General features: G+C 62.7%; 27 protein-coding genes. 19 read left to right on the forward strand and 8 right to left on the reverse strand.

Annotated features, from left to right (window positions below; translation table 11 throughout):
• Positions 1–97 precede the first annotated feature (97 nt).
• The 10 genes from PC358_RS05655 (at position 98) to PC358_RS05700 (ending at position 8,636) form a co-directional block, all read left to right on the forward strand.
• Positions 98–409 (forward strand): hypothetical protein, encoded by a 312-nt coding sequence (locus PC358_RS05655; protein ID WP_033698082.1) that lies wholly within the window; start codon positions 98–100, stop codon positions 407–409.
• A 48-nt stretch (positions 410–457) separates the two neighbouring features.
• A complete protein-coding gene (locus PC358_RS05660; RefSeq protein ID WP_033698083.1) occupies positions 458–1,009 on the forward strand; it encodes a YbhB/YbcL family Raf kinase inhibitor-like protein in 552 nt (183 codons plus the stop codon).
• A 548-nt stretch (positions 1,010–1,557) separates the two neighbouring features.
• Positions 1,558–2,619 (forward strand): 3-deoxy-7-phosphoheptulonate synthase, encoded by a 1,062-nt coding sequence (locus tag PC358_RS05665; RefSeq protein ID WP_033698085.1) that lies wholly within the window; start codon positions 1,558–1,560, stop codon positions 2,617–2,619.
• A 79-nt stretch (positions 2,620–2,698) separates the two neighbouring features.
• Positions 2,699–2,980 carry a peptidylprolyl isomerase gene (locus tag PC358_RS05670; RefSeq protein WP_033698087.1) on the forward strand — a complete coding sequence of 94 codons (282 nt, stop codon included), beginning with the start codon at positions 2,699–2,701 and terminating at the stop codon, positions 2,978–2,980.
• Positions 2,981–3,044: 64 nt separating this feature from the next.
• Complete coding sequence (locus PC358_RS05675) at positions 3,045–4,880, forward strand: extracellular solute-binding protein (protein WP_241381064.1); 1,836 nt, start codon at positions 3,045–3,047, stop codon at positions 4,878–4,880.
• Complete coding sequence (locus tag PC358_RS05680) at positions 4,877–5,935, forward strand: microcin C ABC transporter permease YejB (protein ID WP_033698089.1); 1,059 nt, start codon at positions 4,877–4,879, stop codon at positions 5,933–5,935. The genes PC358_RS05675 and PC358_RS05680 overlap by 4 nt, the downstream gene beginning before the upstream one ends.
• The gene (locus tag PC358_RS05685; protein ID WP_033698092.1) at positions 5,935–6,951 is read left to right on the forward strand and encodes an ABC transporter permease; all 1,017 of its coding nucleotides are present in this window, start codon (positions 5,935–5,937) and stop codon (positions 6,949–6,951) included. The genes PC358_RS05680 and PC358_RS05685 overlap by 1 nt, the downstream gene beginning before the upstream one ends.
• Before the next feature lie 44 nt (positions 6,952–6,995).
• The gene (gene hbdH / locus PC358_RS05690) at positions 6,996–7,766 is read left to right on the forward strand and encodes a 3-hydroxybutyrate dehydrogenase (RefSeq protein WP_033698094.1); all 771 of its coding nucleotides are present in this window, start codon (positions 6,996–6,998) and stop codon (positions 7,764–7,766) included.
• 55 nt (positions 7,767–7,821) lie between these two features.
• Entirely contained in the window at positions 7,822–8,301 is a 480-nt protein-coding gene (eco, locus tag PC358_RS05695) for a serine protease inhibitor ecotin (RefSeq protein WP_033698096.1), read from the forward strand.
• A gap of 59 nt (positions 8,302–8,360) precedes the next feature.
• A complete protein-coding gene (locus tag PC358_RS05700) occupies positions 8,361–8,636 on the forward strand; it encodes a peptidylprolyl isomerase (RefSeq protein WP_016499499.1) in 276 nt (91 codons plus the stop codon).
• Between the two features lie 20 nt (positions 8,637–8,656).
• Here PC358_RS05700 and PC358_RS05705 read toward each other — a convergent pair whose 3' ends face one another.
• Positions 8,657–9,280, reverse strand: a complete 624-nt coding sequence (locus tag PC358_RS05705) for a LysE family translocator (RefSeq protein WP_033698098.1) — start codon at positions 9,278–9,280, stop codon at positions 8,657–8,659.
• Between the two features lie 130 nt (positions 9,281–9,410).
• Here PC358_RS05705 and PC358_RS05710 point away from each other — a divergent pair, with 130 nt between their 5' ends.
• A complete protein-coding gene (locus PC358_RS05710; RefSeq protein WP_033698100.1) occupies positions 9,411–10,223 on the forward strand; it encodes a helix-turn-helix transcriptional regulator in 813 nt (270 codons plus the stop codon).
• A 65-nt stretch (positions 10,224–10,288) separates the two neighbouring features.
• A complete protein-coding gene (locus PC358_RS05715; RefSeq protein WP_033698102.1) occupies positions 10,289–10,903 on the forward strand; it encodes a LysE family translocator in 615 nt (204 codons plus the stop codon).
• On the opposite strand, the gene PC358_RS05720 is transcribed toward PC358_RS05715, so the two are convergent.
• A complete protein-coding gene (locus PC358_RS05720) occupies positions 10,851–11,576 on the reverse strand; it encodes a metallophosphoesterase (RefSeq protein ID WP_033698105.1) in 726 nt (241 codons plus the stop codon). The two genes, PC358_RS05715 and PC358_RS05720, sit on opposite strands and share 53 nt — an antisense overlap.
• A 75-nt stretch (positions 11,577–11,651) precedes the next feature.
• On the opposite strand from PC358_RS05720, the gene PC358_RS05725 reads away from it, so the two are divergent.
• From PC358_RS05725 to PC358_RS05735, 3 genes are all read left to right on the forward strand, one after another.
• The gene (locus tag PC358_RS05725) at positions 11,652–12,167 is read left to right on the forward strand and encodes a DUF3016 domain-containing protein (protein ID WP_033698107.1); all 516 of its coding nucleotides are present in this window, start codon (positions 11,652–11,654) and stop codon (positions 12,165–12,167) included.
• Between the two features lie 77 nt (positions 12,168–12,244).
• The gene (locus PC358_RS05730) at positions 12,245–12,988 is read left to right on the forward strand and encodes a carbon-nitrogen hydrolase family protein (protein WP_033698108.1); all 744 of its coding nucleotides are present in this window, start codon (positions 12,245–12,247) and stop codon (positions 12,986–12,988) included.
• A gap of 14 nt (positions 12,989–13,002) precedes the next feature.
• The gene (locus PC358_RS05735) at positions 13,003–13,227 is read left to right on the forward strand and encodes a hypothetical protein (protein ID WP_156310068.1); all 225 of its coding nucleotides are present in this window, start codon (positions 13,003–13,005) and stop codon (positions 13,225–13,227) included.
• A gap of 23 nt (positions 13,228–13,250) precedes the next feature.
• On the opposite strand, the gene PC358_RS05740 is transcribed toward PC358_RS05735, so the two are convergent.
• Positions 13,251–13,751, reverse strand: coding sequence for a methylated-DNA--[protein]-cysteine S-methyltransferase (locus tag PC358_RS05740; RefSeq protein WP_033698112.1), 501 nt, complete (start codon positions 13,749–13,751; stop codon positions 13,251–13,253).
• Between the two features lie 77 nt (positions 13,752–13,828).
• Positions 13,829–14,629, reverse strand: coding sequence for an LPS biosynthesis protein (locus PC358_RS05745; RefSeq protein WP_033698114.1), 801 nt, complete (start codon positions 14,627–14,629; stop codon positions 13,829–13,831).
• Positions 14,630–14,934: 305 nt separating this feature from the next.
• Here PC358_RS05745 and PC358_RS05750 point away from each other — a divergent pair, with 305 nt between their 5' ends.
• The gene (locus tag PC358_RS05750) at positions 14,935–15,141 is read left to right on the forward strand and encodes a hypothetical protein (protein ID WP_033698116.1); all 207 of its coding nucleotides are present in this window, start codon (positions 14,935–14,937) and stop codon (positions 15,139–15,141) included.
• A 61-nt stretch (positions 15,142–15,202) separates the two neighbouring features.
• Here the strand turns inward: PC358_RS05750 and PC358_RS05755 are convergent, their stop codons facing one another.
• Positions 15,203–15,562 carry a hypothetical protein gene (locus PC358_RS05755; RefSeq protein WP_033700067.1) on the reverse strand — a complete coding sequence of 120 codons (360 nt, stop codon included), beginning with the start codon at positions 15,560–15,562 and terminating at the stop codon, positions 15,203–15,205.
• A gap of 193 nt (positions 15,563–15,755) precedes the next feature.
• Here PC358_RS05755 and PC358_RS28075 point away from each other — a divergent pair, with 193 nt between their 5' ends.
• The 3 genes from PC358_RS28075 to PC358_RS05770 all read left to right on the forward strand — a co-directional run bounded on the left by PC358_RS28075 (position 15,756) and on the right by PC358_RS05770 (position 16,859).
• Positions 15,756–15,977 carry a hypothetical protein gene (locus PC358_RS28075; protein ID WP_050506062.1) on the forward strand — a complete coding sequence of 74 codons (222 nt, stop codon included), beginning with the start codon at positions 15,756–15,758 and terminating at the stop codon, positions 15,975–15,977.
• Positions 15,978–16,079: 102 nt separating this feature from the next.
• A complete protein-coding gene (locus tag PC358_RS05765) occupies positions 16,080–16,541 on the forward strand; it encodes a GNAT family N-acetyltransferase (RefSeq protein WP_033698118.1) in 462 nt (153 codons plus the stop codon).
• Between the two features lie 75 nt (positions 16,542–16,616).
• Positions 16,617–16,859: a hypothetical protein gene (locus PC358_RS05770; protein WP_050506063.1), complete on the forward strand. Its 243-nt coding sequence runs from the start codon at positions 16,617–16,619 to the stop codon at positions 16,857–16,859.
• On the opposite strand, the gene PC358_RS28080 is transcribed toward PC358_RS05770, so the two are convergent.
• From PC358_RS28080 to PC358_RS05780, 3 genes are all read right to left on the reverse strand, one after another.
• Positions 16,831–17,130, reverse strand: a complete 300-nt coding sequence (locus PC358_RS28080) for a hypothetical protein (RefSeq protein ID WP_077068425.1) — start codon at positions 17,128–17,130, stop codon at positions 16,831–16,833. The two genes, PC358_RS05770 and PC358_RS28080, sit on opposite strands and share 29 nt — an antisense overlap.
• 153 nt (positions 17,131–17,283) lie before the next feature.
• The gene (locus PC358_RS05775) at positions 17,284–17,481 is read right to left on the reverse strand and encodes a hypothetical protein (protein ID WP_033698120.1); all 198 of its coding nucleotides are present in this window, start codon (positions 17,479–17,481) and stop codon (positions 17,284–17,286) included.
• A 60-nt stretch (positions 17,482–17,541) separates the two neighbouring features.
• Positions 17,542–17,838, reverse strand: a complete 297-nt coding sequence (locus tag PC358_RS05780) for a hypothetical protein (protein ID WP_033698122.1) — start codon at positions 17,836–17,838, stop codon at positions 17,542–17,544.
• Positions 17,839–18,210 lie beyond the last annotated feature (372 nt).

Below are 18,210 nucleotides of genomic sequence, written 5' to 3' on the forward strand. Positions count from 1 at the left end.
CAATCCCGGGAGTGCATGACCACCCGTCGCCCGAAGGGCACCGCGCCGGCGCTGCCCGGCCAAACGAATGACAGATCATCCGCAAGGGAGATACACCATGATCCGCATTCGTCCCCTCTCGCTGTGCCTGGCCCTGGCCTTGGGCGTCATCAGCGGCACCAGCTTTGCCGCCACCGAGCCCACCAATACCGACAGCCACCCGCAGACCGATCAATCCGGCGGCAAGACCGCCGGTGATGACAGCAGCGTCAACAGCCCCGGCAGCGGCCAGGACAACGACAGCAGCAACACCGGCACCAGCACCGATGCCGCAGACGGCGCCAGTGGCGGCTCCAACAGCACGGGCGAGGCCACAGGCTCGGGGGCTGGCAGCAGCGGCGGCACCGCCGAGGACCAGGACAGCCGTTAAGGCTAGCCTGGACTACACTGCGCCCCATTGCCCTGCCAAGGAATTGCCATGAACATCAAACCGTGGCTGCTCGCAGCCCTGCTGCCGTGCAGCGCACTGGCCGCAGGGCCGGGTTCTGGTGCGCTGTCGATCAGCTCATCGTCGTTCACTGACGGCGGGGTGATCGCCTTGCAACAGGTCGGGCCAGACCCGGCCTGTGGTGCCGGTGAGGAACGCACGCCGCAGTTGAGCTGGGACAACCTGCCCGCAGGCACCCGCTCGCTGGCGTTGGTGATGTTCGACCCCGATGGCGGCAAGGGCCTCGGGGTGGTGCACTGGATCGCCTACAACATCGACCCGGCCCTGGATGGTTTGAAAGAAGGTGTGGCCGGGCAAACCACCCATGCCGTGACGGTGGGGCGCAATTCCCGCGGCACGGCCAGCTATCGAGGCCCCTGCCCGCCCGCCGGGGACAACCCGCACCACTACGCACTGACCTTGATCGCCACCGACCTGGCACCCGGCATCCTGCCAGCTGAACTGGACCGCAATGGGCTGCTTGAATTGCTGCAAGGCCATGCACTAGGTGCGCAAACCTTGGTAGGGCGTTACGGCCACTGATATTGGCAGTAATAATCTGCCCCATAGCATTTACCCATTGAACGGCGCGCCCGATCTGCAGTAAGCTCGGGCTCATTCACTGGAGAGCAACATGCCGAAACACACCTGCAATCACGCCAACCACACCGGTCGCACCCTGCGCCCTGTGCTGGCCGTTGCCGGTAGCATGGCCCCTGCCAGCTTTTATTTTGGGTATTGGTTTAGCCACTAGGCGCCGCTGATACCTACACGGCGCCCACTTTCGAGGGGCCGCCGAACATGAGAATACTCAAACCCCCGGTCGGCTCCCCGACCGGGGGTTTTGCTTTTCAGGCCTTTGAACAACACCGATTCATATTGAGGACAGATCCATGAACTACGCCACTTATTACTCCGCAAGCACCTATGCCTGGCGATTTAGCCAATCCCGTTCGGGCCAGCCTGCCGCCTCCGTTCGGTCCCTCAAGGGTGGCAACGCTGCAGACAACACACACTCAACGATCTGTCGAACACCTCGATAGGGCCGACCGCGCGGGCCACAACCCGCCGTCCGCCCAGGGAAAAACGCCATGCAAGCCTCGAACCTCGCCCTGCCCCTGACCCAACCGCAAGCTGCCAATACCACCGTCAGCCAGCGCCTGCCCAGCCCGCACCTGCTCAAGCAGCAAATGCCGCTGACCGCTGAACTCACCCAGCAAGTTCATGCCCATCGCCAGGCCATCCGCGCCATTCTCGAAGGCCGCGACGAGCGCCTGCTGGTGGTAGTCGGCCCATGCTCGATCCATGACCCACGCTCGGCCCTGGAATACGCCGACCGCCTGGCCGCGCTGAGCCGCGAGGTGGGCGGCAAGCTGCTGTTGGTGATGCGCGCCTACGTCGAAAAACCCCGCACCACGGTGGGCTGGAAAGGCCTGGCCTACGACCCGCGCCTTGATGGCAGCGATGACATGCATGCGGGTATCGCCCTGTCGCGCGGCCTGATGTTGAACATGATCGAGCGCGGCCTGCCGATTGCCACCGAACTCTTGCAACCGATGGCCGCGGGCTACTTCGACGACCTGCTAGGCTGGGCCGCCATCGGCGCGCGTACCACCGAGTCGCAGATCCACCGCGAAATGGTCAGCGGCCTGGATTTGCCCGTAGGCTTCAAGAACGGCACTGACGGCGGCATCGGCGTTGCCAGCGACGCCATGCGCAGCGCCGCCCACCCGCATCGCCACTTCGGCATGGATGCGCAGGGCTACCCGGCGATCATCGAGACCCTCGGCAACCCCGACACCCACCTGGTGCTGCGTGGCGGCCACAAGGGCCCGAACTACGATGCGGCAAGCATCGCCCAGGCCCGCCAGGGGCTGGCCAAGGTCGGTTTACAGGCGCGGATCATGGTCGATTGCAGCCATGCCAACAGCGGCAAGGACCCGGCGCGTCAGCCAGCGGTGTTCGAGGACGTGCTGGCGCAGCGCCTGGCCGGTGACCGCTCGATTGTCGGTGTGATGATCGAAGGGCACCTGTTCGATGGCTGCCAGGCCTTGGGCAAAGGTACTTTGAAATACGGCGTGTCGATCACCGACGGTTGCCTGGGCTGGGCCGCCACTGAAACGCTGTTGCGCGAGGCTGCACAAAAACTGTAGGAAGCCACCAGCAAGCCTTGCGAGACATTTCCCGAACAAGTGCGCTAGGCTTGCATTTTTACCCTAAGGAGCAGTACCCATGGCCCGTGCCACAGCCCGCCACATCCTGGTCAGCAGCGAAGAGAAGTGCAACGAACTCAAGACCCAGATCGAAGCGGGTGCCGACTTCGCTGAAGTCGCCAAAACCAACTCCACCTGCCCTTCCAGCCGCCAAGGCGGCGACCTGGGCTCGTTCGGCCCAGGCCAGATGGTGAAGGAGTTCGACACCGTGGTCTTCAGCGCGCCGCTGAACGTTGTCCAGGGCCCGGTGAAGACCCAATTCGGTTATCACCTGCTGGAAGTGACCAGCCGTCAGGACTGATGCCACGTTGTTCCTCTGGAACGACGTATCACCTGTAGCAGCACCGGCGTGCTGCTACCGGGGCTTGTATCGCCTGGGCTGGCTGGCATTGGCACTGTGCCTGGGTCAGCCCGCCCACGCCGGGCCCAGCCACGCCTTGACCGTCTATGGCGAAGCCCCCCGCTATAGCGACACCTTCCGCCATTTCGACTACACCAACCCCGACGCCCCCAAGGGCGGCATGCTGCGCCGCTCGGCCCTCGAGATTGGCCAGTTCGACCACATTCTTCCGTACATCGACAAAGGCACCGGCGTCAGCGAAGTCGATGGCTGGCTGTACGCGCCGCTGGCCGTGCGCGCGTTCGATGAACCCTACACCGTTTATGGCCTGATCGCCCGGCGCATGGAACGCGGCCCCGAAGATGCCTGGCTGCGCTTCGAGATCGACCCGCGCGCCACCTTCGCCGACGGCAAGCCGGTGCGCGCCGAAGACGTGCGCTTTACCTTCGAGCTGCTGATGCGCAAGGGCAGCCTCAAGTACCGCACGCAGTTCGCCGATGTCGTCGGGGTGACGGTCGAAAGCCCCCATCGCGTGCGCTTCGACTTCAGGCAAGGCCATGGCCGCACCCTGCCGCTAGACTTGGCGAGCCTGCCGGTGCTGCCCGAGCATGACTGGCAGCAGCGCAACTTCGCCAACGGCGGCGGCTTCGAGCGGCCGGTGGGCAGCGGCCCGTACCGCATCGGGGCTATCGATAATGGCCGCAGCATCACCTTTGAACGGGACCGCAACTGGTGGGCCAAAGACCTGGCTGTCAGCCGTGGCCGCTTCAACTTCGACAAGCTGCGTATCGAGTACTTCGGCGACACCGAAGTGGCGCGCCAAGTACTCAAGGGCGGCGGCTACGACTACAACCGCGAATTCTCCGCCACCGGCTACACCCTAGGCTACAAAGGCGCACAGCTGGACGACGGCCGCCTGCAGCGGGCACACCTGGGGCCGGCCAAACCGCAAGTCGCCCAAGGTTACGTGTTCAACCTGGACAAGCCGCAGTTCCACGACCGCCGCGTGCGCCAGGCGCTGGGCATGCTCTGGGACTACGAGTGGAGCAACCGGCAGATGATGCGCAACCTCTACATCCGCCAGCAGAGCGTGTTTTCCAACACCCCGCTGGCAGCCCGCGAACTGCCGGACGCCAGCGAGCTGGAACTGCTGGAACCGTTGCGCGGCAAGGTGCCTGATGAAGTCTTCACTCACGTATTCACGGCCCCGGTCACCGATGGCTCTGGCATTGTCCGCACTCAGCAGCTGCAAGCGCTGGCCTTGCTTGAGCAAGCCGGCTGGCGCCCCGAGGGCGATCGCCTGGTGAACACCCACGGCGAGCCGCTGGAATTCACCTTCCTCAATGGCCAGGCTGGCCTGGAGCGCCTGCTGCTGCCCTGGAAGCGTAACCTGGCGCAGATCGGTGTCGCCCTCAACATCCGCAATGTCGACTCGGCCCAGTACGTCAACCGCCTGATGGCGCGTGACTACGACATGATCGTCACCGGCTACCCGGTGACGCTGTCGCCCGGCGCCGAGCTGTACAACTACTTTGGCTCGCAAGCGGCCCACGACCCCGGCTCGAACAACCTGATGGTGCTCCAGGATCCGGCCGTCGACAGCTTGGTCGATGGCCTGGTGCGCGCCAGTACGCAAGCCGACATGCTGCGCCATGCCCATGCCCTGGACCGCGTGCTGCAGTGGAACTACTACTGGATCCCCAACTACTACCCACCCGGCAGTTCCACGCTCTGGTGGAACCGCTTCGGCCTGCCCAAGGTGCAGGCCACCTATGACGAAGGCCTGGACACCTGGTGGGAAGTCAGCCCTACCGCGCTGACCAACGCGCAGATGGCCGAGCGCAGGAAGGCCACCCCATGACCGCCTATGTGCTGCGTCGCCTGTTGCTGATCATCCCGACCCTGCTGGCGATTTTGTTGGTCAACTTCGCCATCGTCCAGGCCGCGCCGGGCGGCCCGGTAGAGCAAGCGGTGGCGCGGCTGCAGGGCATCGGCGGCGGCGCGCCAGGCGTGCGTGCCGAAGGGGTGCACAGCGAATCGCGGGCCACCCGTGGCCTGGACCCGAAACTGATCGAAGAGATCAAGCGCCAGTACGGCTTCGACAAGTCAGCCCCCGAGCGCCTGTGGCTGATGCTCGGCCAGTACACCCGGCTCGACTTCGGCCAGAGCTTCTTTCGCGGGGCCAAGGTCACCGACCTGATCCTCGACAAGCTGCCGGTCACCTTGTCACTGGGCTTCTGGGCCACGCTCATCACCTACTGGGTATCTATCCCGTTGGGCATCCGCAAGGCCGTGCACCACGGCAGCCGGTTCGATGCCTGGAGCAGCGGGTTGATCGTGATCGGCTATGCCCTGCCCTCGTTTCTGTTCGCCTTGTTGCTGATCGTGCTGTTTGCCGGTGGCACGTCACTGAACTGGTTCCCGGTGCGCGGCCTGGTATCGGAGAACTTCGACCAGCTGAGCCTGCTGGGCAAGGTCGCCGACTATTTCTGGCACCTGGTGCTGCCGGTCGGTGCGCTGGTGATCGGCGGTTTCGCCACCCTGACGCTGCTGACCAAAAATGCCTTTCTCGACGAGATTTCCCGCCAGTACGTGGTCACCGCCCGGGCCAAGGGCCTGAGCGAGCGCCGCGTGCTCTACGGCCATGTGTTGCGCAATGCCATGCTGCTGGTGGTGGCCGGGCTGCCCCAGGCGTTGATCACGGTGTTTTTCGCAGGGTCGCTGTTGATCGAAGTGATCTTTTCCCTCGATGGGCTTGGGCGGATGAGCTATGAGGCAGCCGTGTCGCGCGACTACCCGGTGGTGTTCGGCACGCTGTTCATCTTTACCCTGGCAGGGCTGTTGATCCGCCTGATCGGCGACTTGTGCTACACACTGCTCGACCCGCGCATCGACTTCGACACGAGGGCCAACTGATGCTCTCGCCCGTCTCGCGCCGCCGCCTGCAACGCTTTCGCCGCAACCGCCTTGGCTGGGTCTCGCTGTGGCTGTTTGCCGGCCTTTTGCTGCTGAGCCTGGGCGCGGAGCTGGTGGCCAATGACAAACCCCTGCTGCTTGGCTACAAAGGCGAGCTGTACACCCCGGCGCTCAAGCGTTACACCGAGCAGCAATTCGGCGGCCAGTTGCCGTTTCAGCCGGACTACCGCAGTGCCTACGTGCGCCAGTTGATCGACAGCCAGGGTGGCTGGATGCTGTTCGCACCGATCCCGTTCAGTGCCGACACGCCGAACTACGATTTGCAAGTACCGACCCCCAGCCCGCCCAGCGCAGCCAACTGGCTGGGCACCGATGACCAGGGACGTGACGTGCTGGCGCGGGTGCTGTACGGCACACGGGTGTCGCTGCTGTTCGCCTTTGCCTTGACTGTGGTCAGCGTGCTCATTGGCGTGACCGCAGGGGCGCTGCAGGGCTATCACGGCGGTTGGGTCGACCTGCTCGGGCAGCGCCTGCTGGAAGTATGGTCGGGCTTGCCGGTGCTGTACCTGCTGATCATTCTCAGCGGCTTCGTCGAGCCGGACTTCTGGTGGTTGCTGGGGATCATGGCGCTGTTCTCCTGGCTGGCCCTGGTCGATGTGGTGCGTGCCGAGTTCCTTCGGGGGCGCAACCTTGAGTACGTCAAAGCCGCGCGCGCGTTGGGGCTGCCCGACAGCCAGGTGATGCTGCGGCACATCCTGCCCAATGCCATGAATGCCACGCTGACGTATGTACCGTTCATGTTGACCGGGGCGATCACCACCTTGACCGCGCTGGACTTTCTGGGCTTCGGCATGCCGGCCGGGAGTGCTTCGCTGGGCGAGTTGGTGACCCAAGGCAAGCAGCACCTGGAGGCCCCTTGGCTTGGGTTTACCGCGTTTTTCGCGCTGGCACTGGTGCTGTCGTTGCTGGTGTTCATCGGCGATGCACTGCGCGAGGCGTTCGACCCACGCAGGTAACAGCCGCCCCAGACAGTTTGATCACGTAGACAGGGAGCATCCGCATGACCCTCAAAGGCAAGACTGCACTCGTCACCGGTTCCACCAGCGGCATCGGCCTGGGTATTGCCCAGGTGCTGGCCGGCGCTGGGGCCGACATTCTGCTCAATGGTTTTGGCGACCCGGCGCCGGCACTGGCCGAAATCGCCCGCCACGGCGTGAAGGTCGCCCACCACCCCGCCGACCTGTCGGACGTGGCGCAGATCGAAACCCTGTTCGCCCTCGCCGAACGGCAATTCGGTGGCGTGGACATCCTCGTCAACAACGCCGGTATCCAGCACGTGGCCCCGGTGGAGCAGTTTCCGGTCGAAAGCTGGGACAAGATCATCGCCCTGAACCTGTCGGCGGTATTCCACGGCACCCGCCTGGCCCTGCCCGGCATGCGCGCGCGCAACTGGGGGCGCATCGTCAATATCGCCTCGGTGCATGGCCTGGTCGGCTCCACCGGCAAGGCCGCCTACGTGGCCGCCAAGCATGGCGTGGTCGGCCTGACCAAGGTCGTGGGGTTGGAAACCGCCACCAGCAATGTCACCTGCAATGCCATCTGCCCAGGCTGGGTGCTGACCCCGCTGGTGCAAAAGCAGATCGACGATCGCGCCGCCAACGGTGTGGACGCGCAGCAGGCACAACAGGACCTGCTGGCCGAGAAGCAACCTTCATTGGCCTTCGTCACCCCCGAGCAGTTGGGCGAGCTGGTACTATTTCTGTGCAGCGAGGCCGCAAGCCAGGTCCGCGGTGCCGCCTGGAATGTCGATGGCGGCTGGTTGGCCCAGTGAGGGCCGGCCTTGATCTGGCAAAGGTCTCGCACCTTTCAACTGCAAGGAGGCCTTAATGCGCCCAATCACACTCTCCGCGATCCTGACCTTGACCCTGGCTGCTGCCGCTCCGGCGATGGCCGCCAGCTTGAAGGACGTCGCGCCCTATCCCGAGGCGGAAAAAGGCTACACCCGGCAGGTCATCCACCTGCCCGCCCAGGCCGATGAGTCGGCCTACAAACTGGAAATACTCGCCGGCAAGACGCTCAAAGTCGACTGCAACCGCCAGCACCTGGGGGGCAACCTCGAAGAACGTACCCTTGAAGGCTGGGGCTACAACTACTACCGTCTGGACAAGGTCGCCGGCCCCGCCAGCACGCTGATGGCCTGCCCGGATGGCAAGAAGACCGACGCGTTTGTGCCCGTAGTCGGTGAAGGCTTCATGCTGCGCTACAACAGTAAGTTGCCGGTAGTGGTGTATGTGCCCAAAGGGGTCGAGGTGCGCTACCGCGTATGGTCGGCTTCGCAAGACGTGCAAAAGGCAAAAGTGGAGTAAGCACGTTGCACGATCAGGCATAATGGCGCCCTTTTTTTACCCCGAAGCACAGGTGCCCCATGAAAGCTCAAGCCCGCCACATCCTGGTCAAGACCGCTGACGAAGCCGAAAAGCTCAAGCAGCGCATCGCCAATGGCGAGGCTTTCGACGTGCTGGCGAAGAAGTTTTCCATTTGCCCGTCAGGCAAGCGCGGCGGTGACCTGGGTGAGGTGCGCCCCGGCCAGATGGTCGGGGCGATCGACCAGGTGATCTTCAAAAAGCCGCTGCGCGTGGTGCACGGGCCAATCAAGAGCAAGTTCGGCTACCACCTGGTGCAGACCTTCTATCGCGATTGACCCTGCCCTCACGCGCCGTCTTAGCGGCGCGCCGCCAGCAGACCAAGGCCAGCGCAGCCCAGCAAGGCGGCGCTGACCCGGTTGAACAGCCGACGCGGCCCTGGCTGGCTGAACCACCGCTGCATGTAGGTGCCAAGGCCTGCATAAATGGCGATGGCCGCCCACTCCAGCAGCAGGAACATCACACCCAGCCACAAAAACTGCTCACTGACCGGCGTGGCGCTGCCGACCGATACGAACTGGGGCAGGAAGGCCGTGAAGATCAGAATGGCCTTGGGGTTGCCCGCTGCCACCCAGAACTCTTGCCGCGCCAGGCGCCAGGTGCCGCGTGGATGGTCGGCCGCGACTACGGCCTCAGCCACCGGTGCCCGCCACAGCTGCCAGGCGATGTAGAACAGGTAGGCAGCGCCGACCACCTTGATGGCGAGAAACAGGTATTCGCTGGTATGCAGCACCACCGCCAAGCCCATGGCGGCCAGCGCGATCATGCCGCTGAAGGCGACAATGCGGCCACCGCCGGCCACGCAGGCCGTGCGCAGGCCATAGCGGCTGGCGTTGTGCAAAGACAGCAGGTTGTTGGGCCCGGGCGCCATGTTCAGGGCGAAGCAGGCAGGGATGAACAGCAGCAAGCTGGAAAGGTCCATTTTTATTTTCCTATGACATCAAGCGTTTATTTCGACGGCTGACGCGCGCGGGGTCAAGCTACAGCCAGGCGAAAAAACTGTATGGGTCACCTGCAGCTGTTAAGCTTTTGCCCTTGCCGAGGACCCCATCATGCCCCGCTCACAAGCCTCTGTCTGGCGCGATGCTGCCCTGCCCTTCGTCGAAAGCCGCCGCGCCTGCCACAGCCGGGCCTGCTACAAGGCGCATAGCCATCCAACCTTCTCCATGGGCGCAGTCGATGCCGGCTTCAGCCTTTTTACCGGCGCGGGCCGTGCTACGGAGCGCCTGACACCCGGCACCTTGGTGATGGTACCGGCAAGGCGTGTGCACGCCTGCAACCCTGAGCCGGGGCAGGCCTGGAGCTACCAGATGCTGCATGTGGATGCCGGCTGGTTGACGCACCTACGTCAGGAGTCTGGGCTGCGCGGTGCACGACCTGGCGAGCCGGCCCGCATCAGCCGCGCGCCCGCCCTGTACCGTCAATTCTGCGCACTGAATGCACTGCTGTTCTCCACGGCCAGCCATGGCGAGAAAGAGGCGGCGCTGATTGCCTTCATGGGCGATCAGGACTTCTGCGTACACCCCACACTGGAGGCGGAACCCGCGCTGGGGGCGTCCATGCTCAGTGGGCTGGTCGAGCGTATAGAAGCAGCCGACCCCGCACGCTTGAGCCTCGATCTACTGGCCCGGGAGTCGGAGCTGGGGCGCTATCAGTTGATCCGTGCGTTCCGCGCCGCAACCGGGCTGACCCCGCATGCCTACCTGCTCAATGCCAGGGTCAACCGGGGCCGGCAGTTGCTCAACCAGGGCCAGGCGTTGGCGGAGGTCGCCTACCAGCTCGGGTTTGCCGACCAAAGCCATTTTCAGCGGGTGTTCAAGGCGCATGTGGGGGTGACGCCGGGGCAATACCGGGGCACGCAATAATCTTCAATACGCTCACCCGGCACGGCGCCAGACTGCGGCTTTCCCCAGCCGGAGTCGTCCCGTCCATGGAGCAGTTGCTGATCATCGCCCTCGCCCACTTCCTTGCCCTGCTTTCACCCGGCCCGGACTTTTTCCTGGTCGCCCGCACTTCGGTCAGCGGCGGTTGGCGAATCGCCAGCGGCGCCTGCCTGGGCATCGCACTGGCCAATGGCGCCTTCATCGCCATGGCGTTCACCGGCCTGTCGATACTGCGTGAAGGTAGCCCGCTGTTCATTGGCTTGCAGCTGGCCGGCGCGGCCTACCTCCTGTACATCGGCACGCAGTTCTTGCGCTACGCGGGGCGCTCCAGCCTGGCCGCTGTAGCCGACAGCGGGGCCGTGCCGGGCTTGTGGCGCAGCTTCGTGCTGGGGTTTCTGTCGGGCATTCTCAACCCCAAGAACGCCCTGTTCTATGCCAGCCTCGCCAGCATGGTGGCCAACAGCAGCGTCGGCTGGAAAGTGGTCTATGCGAGTTGGATGTTCAGCATGGTACTGCTCTGGGACCTGCTGGTAGCCGTGGCCATCGGCAATCAACGCGTGTTGCAGCGTTTCGCGCGCTCCTTGCCATGGCTGGAACGGGCCTCAGGGGTCATGCTGATCGTGTTGGCAGTGGGGCTGGCCCTGCACCTTGCCCGGGGCTGACCAGTTCAAGGGTTGCCAGGTCGATCAGGCTGAAATGGCCATTGGCCCAACCGCCGGTATCCAGATGCCAGACATTGCCCAGCAGCTTGGCTTGCAGCACGGGCGTGTGCCCGACCAGCAAGGCGCGGACACCGTGCACGGGTTGGGTGTCGCCCTCCTTGAGCCGGCGCCGCGACCATTGGCAAACTTCACGCACTTCGGGGTCGTCATCCAGCTCCAGCCAGGTGCGCAGAACGGCCCAGTCGGCGAACGGGCTGTCGGCATGCAACAGGCCGATCAGCCCCCGCTCGTTTTCGACCTCCATGGCGATCGGCAATTGCTCGAAGCGTTCGACGAAACGCACCTGCTCGCTTCTGGGCAGGTCGAGAAACCAGCCACCACCGGCGGCGCGATACATCTGCAGGTCGAGCCGGCCACCGCGCAGGTAGGTAATCGCCAGCGCCTCATGGTTACCTTGCACCGCGTGGAACCAAGGCCGGTCCAGCCATTGCAGCGCCGCTTCACTGTAAGGGCCACGGTCGACCAGGTCGCCGACGCTGAACAAGCGGTCTACCGCTGGGTCGAACCCGGCCTGCTCCAGGCACATCACAAGGCGCCCGAAGTGCCCGTGGATGTCGCCTACCGCCAGGTCGCGCCCCTGGGTATTGGCGGCTAGCCGTAGAAACCGACTCATGACAATCTTCCTCTGCTGGCGCCAGCCTGGCAGGCGTAGAATGGCGCTACACGCAAACCGCCCCGGAGGTGCATCATGCGTACCGCCCTTGTGTGTGCCGTGCTCATGGCGCTGTCACTGGACAGCATGGCACAAGGCGCCCCGGCCGCGCAGGTCGAGGTGCATTTTGACCGCCCCGGGAAATTTCGCGATGCCAGCCTCGACAGCCCCGGATACGAGCGCGGGGCCGATGCCTATGTCATGAAGAGCCTGACCGAGTACCTGCAGAAGCTCGGCCAGCGCTATTTGCAGGCGGACCAGCAACTGGTCATCAACATCCGTGACATCGACCTGGCTGGCCGCTTCGAGCCTTGGCACAGCCGTGCCTACGATGTGCGCTTCATGCGCGAAATCACCTGGCCGACCATCGACCTCAGCTACACCCTCAGCCAGCCCGGCAAACCTGCCCAGCAAGCCCAGGAGCGGGTCAGCGACAAGATGTACCTCAGCCGCCCCGGGCGCGTAACCAGCAGCAGCGACCGCCTGTACGCCGAAAAGGCCATGCTGAACGACTGGTTCCGCCAGCGCTTCGCGCCGCATCCGGCTTCCTGAAAAACCCTTCACTGGTACAGGTGTTGCTGCCGAGAGTATGCTCGGCCTTTCGGCCTGTACCAGGGAAGGAGCTATTGATGAAACTTTGCGCCGTGCAATTGGCATCGCTCAAGGGCGACCTACAGGGCAACCTCGAACGCCACCTTGTCTGCATCGAGCAGGCGGTGGCGCTGGGTGCCGAGCTGGTGGTGTTTCCTGAACTGTCGCTGACCGGCTACGAGCCGACCTTGGCCCGCCAGGTCGCCCTGCCGCTGTCTTCGTCGCGGCTGGACCCGCTACAGGCGCTGTGCGATCGACATGGCATCACGGTCGCCGTGGGCCTGCCCTTGCCGACACCGGACGGCGTCCAGATCGGCATGCCGATCTTCAGCCCGGGTGCGCCTCGCCAGGCCTATGCCAAACAACGCCTGCACAGCGACGAACTGCCCTACTTCACCACAGGTGATCAGCCCTTGCTCCTGGACGTGGCTGGGCATCGGGTGGCGCCCGCCATTTGTTACGAGTCGATGTTCATCGAACATGCGGCAGAGGCTCACGCACAGGGTGCGCAGGTGTACCTCGTGAGTGTGGCGAAAACGGCCAAGGGTATTCGCGAAGGTCATGAGCACTACCCCGAGGTCGCGCGCCAGCTGGGCCTTGGCGTATTGATGGCCAACTGCGTGGGGCCGGCCGATACCTTCATTGGCGCAGGCGGGTCGGCGGCCTGGGACAGCCAAGGCCGACTGCTGGCCAGCCTGGATGACCGCTGCGAAGGGCTGATCGTGCTGGATACCGCCAACGCCAGCGCGTCTGCCGTACCTTTGAGGGCACTCCCTGCGTGAAGTATCTGTTAGTAATGCTGGCGAGCTACGCGTCGACTCATTACCTGGTCGGGTTGTTGATCCAGGGCCAACTGGCCAATATCGCCGAAGGCCTGCGCCACCGGCCCGATGCCCCGACACCTGGCGAGTACCTGCGCGAGGTCAGGCCGCAGGCACGACGGGCCCACAGGCAGTACACCGTGATGGCTGGCTCAGCGCTTGCGCTGGTGGCTTGCCTGATCGCGAGTTGGTTTGGCTGATCGATGCCTTGCTGTGGCCCGGCTCAAAGCGCCAAGGCCAGGCTCTGTCGCCCTTCCAGCGCCAGCAGGTATTGCTTTGCCGCAAGCCCGCCGGCAAAGCCGGTAAGGCTGCCCGAAGCGCCGATCACCCGATGGCATGGCGCAATGATCGAGATCGGGTTACGCCCATTGGCTGCGCCCACCGCACGGACCGCGCTGGGGTTACCGATCTGTCGGGCGATGTCGCCGTAACTGCGGGTTTCGCCGAAGGGAATGGCCAGCAATGCAGCCCACACTTCACGCTGAAACGGCGTGCCGGCGAAGTCCAACGCGAGGTCGAAGCAGCGTCGCTTACCGGCGAAGTACTCGCCCAACTGGCGGGCGGTGTCCAGCAGAACCGGGCAGTGATCATCGCGATGAAGGGCGCCGAGCCGCACGCGGTTCTCCCGCTCCTCCTCCCACAGCACCGCTGCCAGCCGCTCGCCGCGGGCCACCAGCGTCAGCGTGCCGACGGGGGATTGCATCAAGGTGAAGGCACTGGACATAGGGGAGGTTCCTGCTGGCTGCGTTGCGGTCAGCGCACTCTACCCATGCCCAAGGCCGCACGCACCCGCTTTCTTGCTCAACCAATCGCGCAACCGGCAATGCGCCTGGCTTCGGACAGGTTGACCTTGGGGATCAGCTCGGTCGGAATACGCGAAGCCGCCGACAGGTTGTAGACGTGAAAGTGCTCATTGACCACTTGCCGCGCCATCAGCGTCAGTGACGGCAGGATACGGCTGTCCCAGTGCTGGTCCAGGCCGCAGGGCGAGTGTTCACCTTCGGCGGTTTCGTAAAAGCGCCCTACCGTCTGATCAAGATCTACGCCCACCAGCAACACCTCTTCAAAACCCAGGTGATACGCCAGTTGCAGGGCCACATAAGCGACCGTGCGGGCATCGAAAAAGCCCTGCGACAGGTCTTTGCTGAAGGCAATCGAGCGGGCTCGTTTGCTCCACAACGCTCGGTTGCAGACACAACTGTCACCGTGCCCGCGCATACCGTCGAGCAAGCCTGGCGTGTGCGCCTTGTGCAAGGCATAGCATTCGCTGGCGGCGGGAATATCGGCACCTTCGAACTGCTCTGGCCATAACGCCAGGCGCTGGCTGTCACGCAAGGCGGTGGCGAACAGTGCTGGTTGCTGTTGGCCAAAGCTCTTGTCGGTGCACACGTAAAAGAACGGCTTCACGCCATGCTCGGCAGTCATGGCAACTGAACCATTCATGGCGATGATCGGTAGATGGGCAAATTCGCCCAGGGGGAAATGCTTGGCTGAGGCGCCCGAAGCCAGAATTACCACGGGGCCTTGCTGGGTATTGCGACACGCCTCGAAACTGGAGAACGCCCCGCGTTCAGCGCTTGGCTGCGACGGAAGTGTGTTCATCATTGGCTACTTTGGACTGGACAGTACAAAACACGATACCGGTCCTTGTACGCGCAACGGACGCTTTTACATAAGCCTTACACAAAGCGACTGAAGGGTCTAAATCTGTCCAAAAACTAAGTGCACACCGTTTTCCACACAGGTGCTGTGTCATTCAGACCTACGCATTCTCTACGCGTTCCCCGCCCTTCGGCCTGCCTGTGCATTTTTGCCACTTGAACTATTCGTCGTTTCTTCATGAGTCTCCTTGATGGTTACCCATTGCGAGACTAATACTTAAGTCTCTGCCTGGGGAGGCACGAAACATGCAACCAAGATTCGTTATCGTTCCGGCGGTACCCATCGAAAAGGAGTCCTTCCGCATCGCTAGCCGCTACTACGCGGCTACCGTAAGCGGCGGCTTCGACATCTATGACAACTTGGCGAAGGAGCGGCTGAAACCCAGCTACCCGAGCAGAACCGATGCGCAGATGCAGTGTGAGCGGATGAACAACAAGCTCGAAATGAGATGATTGGCATACAGTGCAAGGCCAGTCAGCCAGAGACCAACATGGGCAGCGCGGATTACTGACCTCAGTCCAGACACTCCCTGGCCGCCAGGCGCAGCTTGTCGCCTGACAGGAAGCTGCCCTTGTAGAACGTTGCCCGGCTGCCGTCACGTACGTCGACTACCTCCAGCACATCGTCAGAGGCCACCGCGCTGGGCGCCGTCAACCGATAGCCGTGGGCGATGGACTTCTGGTTGGCAAGTGGCGCCAGTGCTCGCCACTTCGGCATCACGCACGCGGCAAACTGCGCGGGGGTTTTATGGGTCAGCTTGCTGGCTGTGGGTTTACCTGGCGTTGCGCAACCGGCAAGGCTGGCAGCCATGAGAGCGCTGAAGAAGATACGAAATGTAGGCATTTGCAATTGGCCATTAGGGGTACGCGGCATTCTACCGAGGGTTGCGCACGGGTACCAATCAACCAAGGTCGTGGCCATTCAGCCTTTGTCCATGCCTGGGCATGTTGCTTGAGTACAAGCGCGCTGGCACCTGTCAATTCTGCCAGTAGCGAAAACCGTAAAGGGGGAAGATAGTTTGCCTTGCGGATGTTCATCCAGCCGGTACAAAGCGAGGACCTACCCTATGCCAACCGACCGCACGCGTTTCTTCTACCAGAACGGCAGCCTCCACACATTGAAGACGGGCGACGAAAGCCGCGTCATCTTTCGTAGTGCAGACATGCCACTTGCAGAGTTGCAGCCTGACACTGTGCAAGGCACTGGGTTGTTGGCTACGGATGATAAAGGCTCAGTGCTCCAGGTGCAGGGTGGCGATATCGAAACGTCAGACACGGACCCCGCTTAGCGTTGAAACAAACCGTGGAAAACACGAGACAGCTGGACTTGCCACACCCTCTTCAATGGTGTGTGATGATGCGTTTTACAGCTTGATCAGCGCAGGACGCCCATGCCTCAAATTGACTGGCTAGAAAACCATATGAACCATTGCGACACTTTCGCTCAATGGATTCATCAGCAATTCCAGTATGAGTTCGAGGACATTGACCTCGCCCAATGGCAGTTGGACTTCGCGCAAGGCCAGGGCAATGGCCAATGGCAATGCCTGGTCGCACTGGATCAAGGCCACTTGCTGGGTGGCGCTGCCCTCGCCAAGGAAGACCTGCCGTCCCGCCCGGAGCTAGGCCCCTGGCTAGCCTGCGTATTCGTGGACCCGGCAGCCAGAGGTGCCGGTATCGCCGAGCAGTTGATCGAGGGCATATGTACCCACGCACGTGACACCGGCGTAGAAACCTTATACCTGCACACCAGTGACAAACAGTCTTACTATGCCAAGCGTGGCTGGGCGGTGATCGAGCAGTTCGAGGCCTGGGGCAAGGCGCAGTGGCTGATGTCGCGATCGCTTCGCTGAGCCTGCGCCCAAACGATGCCGCAGCGAGGCCCAACTGGGCCGTAGACGCACACTTCAAGGAACGCAGCCAAGATCATGGAACCGCTTCAAACCATCAAATCAGACCTCGTCAAAACGGCCGACCACCTCAATGCACTCAGCAAGGCCATGACCGGGCATGCCAAGTTCATGGAGGCCAGAGCGACTCCGGAAACCAAGATCGATGTACGCGCTCATATCAAGTCCATCGACGGCGTCGCCGATGAGTTGAGGTCAGTTGCCGCAAAAATCACAGACACCGCTCTACCCGCTACTTCGAACAGGCAAATTGCTCGTTGACAGGCATCGCATCGCTCGCGATACGCCGTGCTCGGCCTACGCCCCAGGCCAAAGCGCGAGTCATCGACTCGCCTGGGCGCGAATCGAATGCCTCTTCATGAATCGCCATGCCGCTAGTGGCATAAACACCGATGAACATCTGCGTGCTGCCTGTTCGCGACAGTCGCACCTGGACATCGATGTAGGTTCCATCGTTTAACGTTTCGTCGTGTGACCGATGGTGAAGCGTTGGGTCTGCCCAGCCCCAGAAAACGTCGCCGCGAATCCGCATGTCGCCCCTCCTACGACTTTAGTTGTATGCGTAAATGCCACCATAGCCAAAGCCAAACGGCACGCAACTGTACTTAGTCGGAATGAGAGCTGAATCGGACAACTGGCTGTCAGGCGAAAGCGAAGTCATTTTCGCCTCTGCAATATCAACGCCTCAGGGTTTACCGTCCAGCTCTGGCGGCCATGCGCTCATGAAGATGATGACCCCAGGTATGGAGAGCGCGAGCAAGTACTGCCCAGGGTGAACCACCACACCAATGGCCCAGACCGCCATCACAGCCCCACCGACAATACGCCGCTGTCGGGGCGTGAAGCGCTTTTGAAAGGTTTCCAGTTTTTTACGCCAAGCCATTACCCATTCCTTTGCACGCTCAGGTCCATTGCGTCGGCGCGTGGCTACGTTACAGATTCTTCAATCTTGCTCTGTCAGCTCACAGACACCATTTGCGCGACCCTTGCCGGTGTACGAAACGCCCGACGATCCGTCAGGGTTAACCATGATCGATACGGTTACCCCACTGCCCTTGGCTTCGAAGTACGTGTCACTGAATTTCTTCAATTTTGCTTCCTTGCCATTGATGTACACAGGGCCGCCCTCATCGGCATGCACCTCGATATTCCCCGGGCATGTGGCATTGACCAGCGGGATCTGCGCATTGGCGATACCCGCAATGGAACACAACGCCGCACCTAGCAGTAACTGCTTCATTAAAACCTCCTGAGTTGCCGGGCTATGAAAATTCTAGAATTAGCCCAGCGCGAATGATCGCGCAACCCCTTCGTTCGGCCACTTCAGGTCGCCATCCGTCAGTCCCGTGGCACCCTGTCCCCAGCCCATGGCCCAAGAGATGTACTCACTCGAACGGGAGATACATCATGAAACGGACACCTCCGCATACCCTGCTGCTCGCCCTTTGCCTGGGCGTCATTACCCCTATGGCCTTCGCGACCAGCGATATGAACGACAACGGCGCAGGCTCGCCTGGTACTCCAGGCGCAAATAGCGGCCAAGGTAGCCCTAGCGGCGGCGGAGCAAGTGGCTCTGGTACGCCGGCAGATGCCATGGGCACCGGAGCAGGCA

The organism is Pseudomonas capeferrum (assembly GCF_000731675.1).
Lineage (GTDB): Bacteria > Pseudomonadota > Gammaproteobacteria > Pseudomonadales > Pseudomonadaceae > Aquipseudomonas > Aquipseudomonas capeferrum.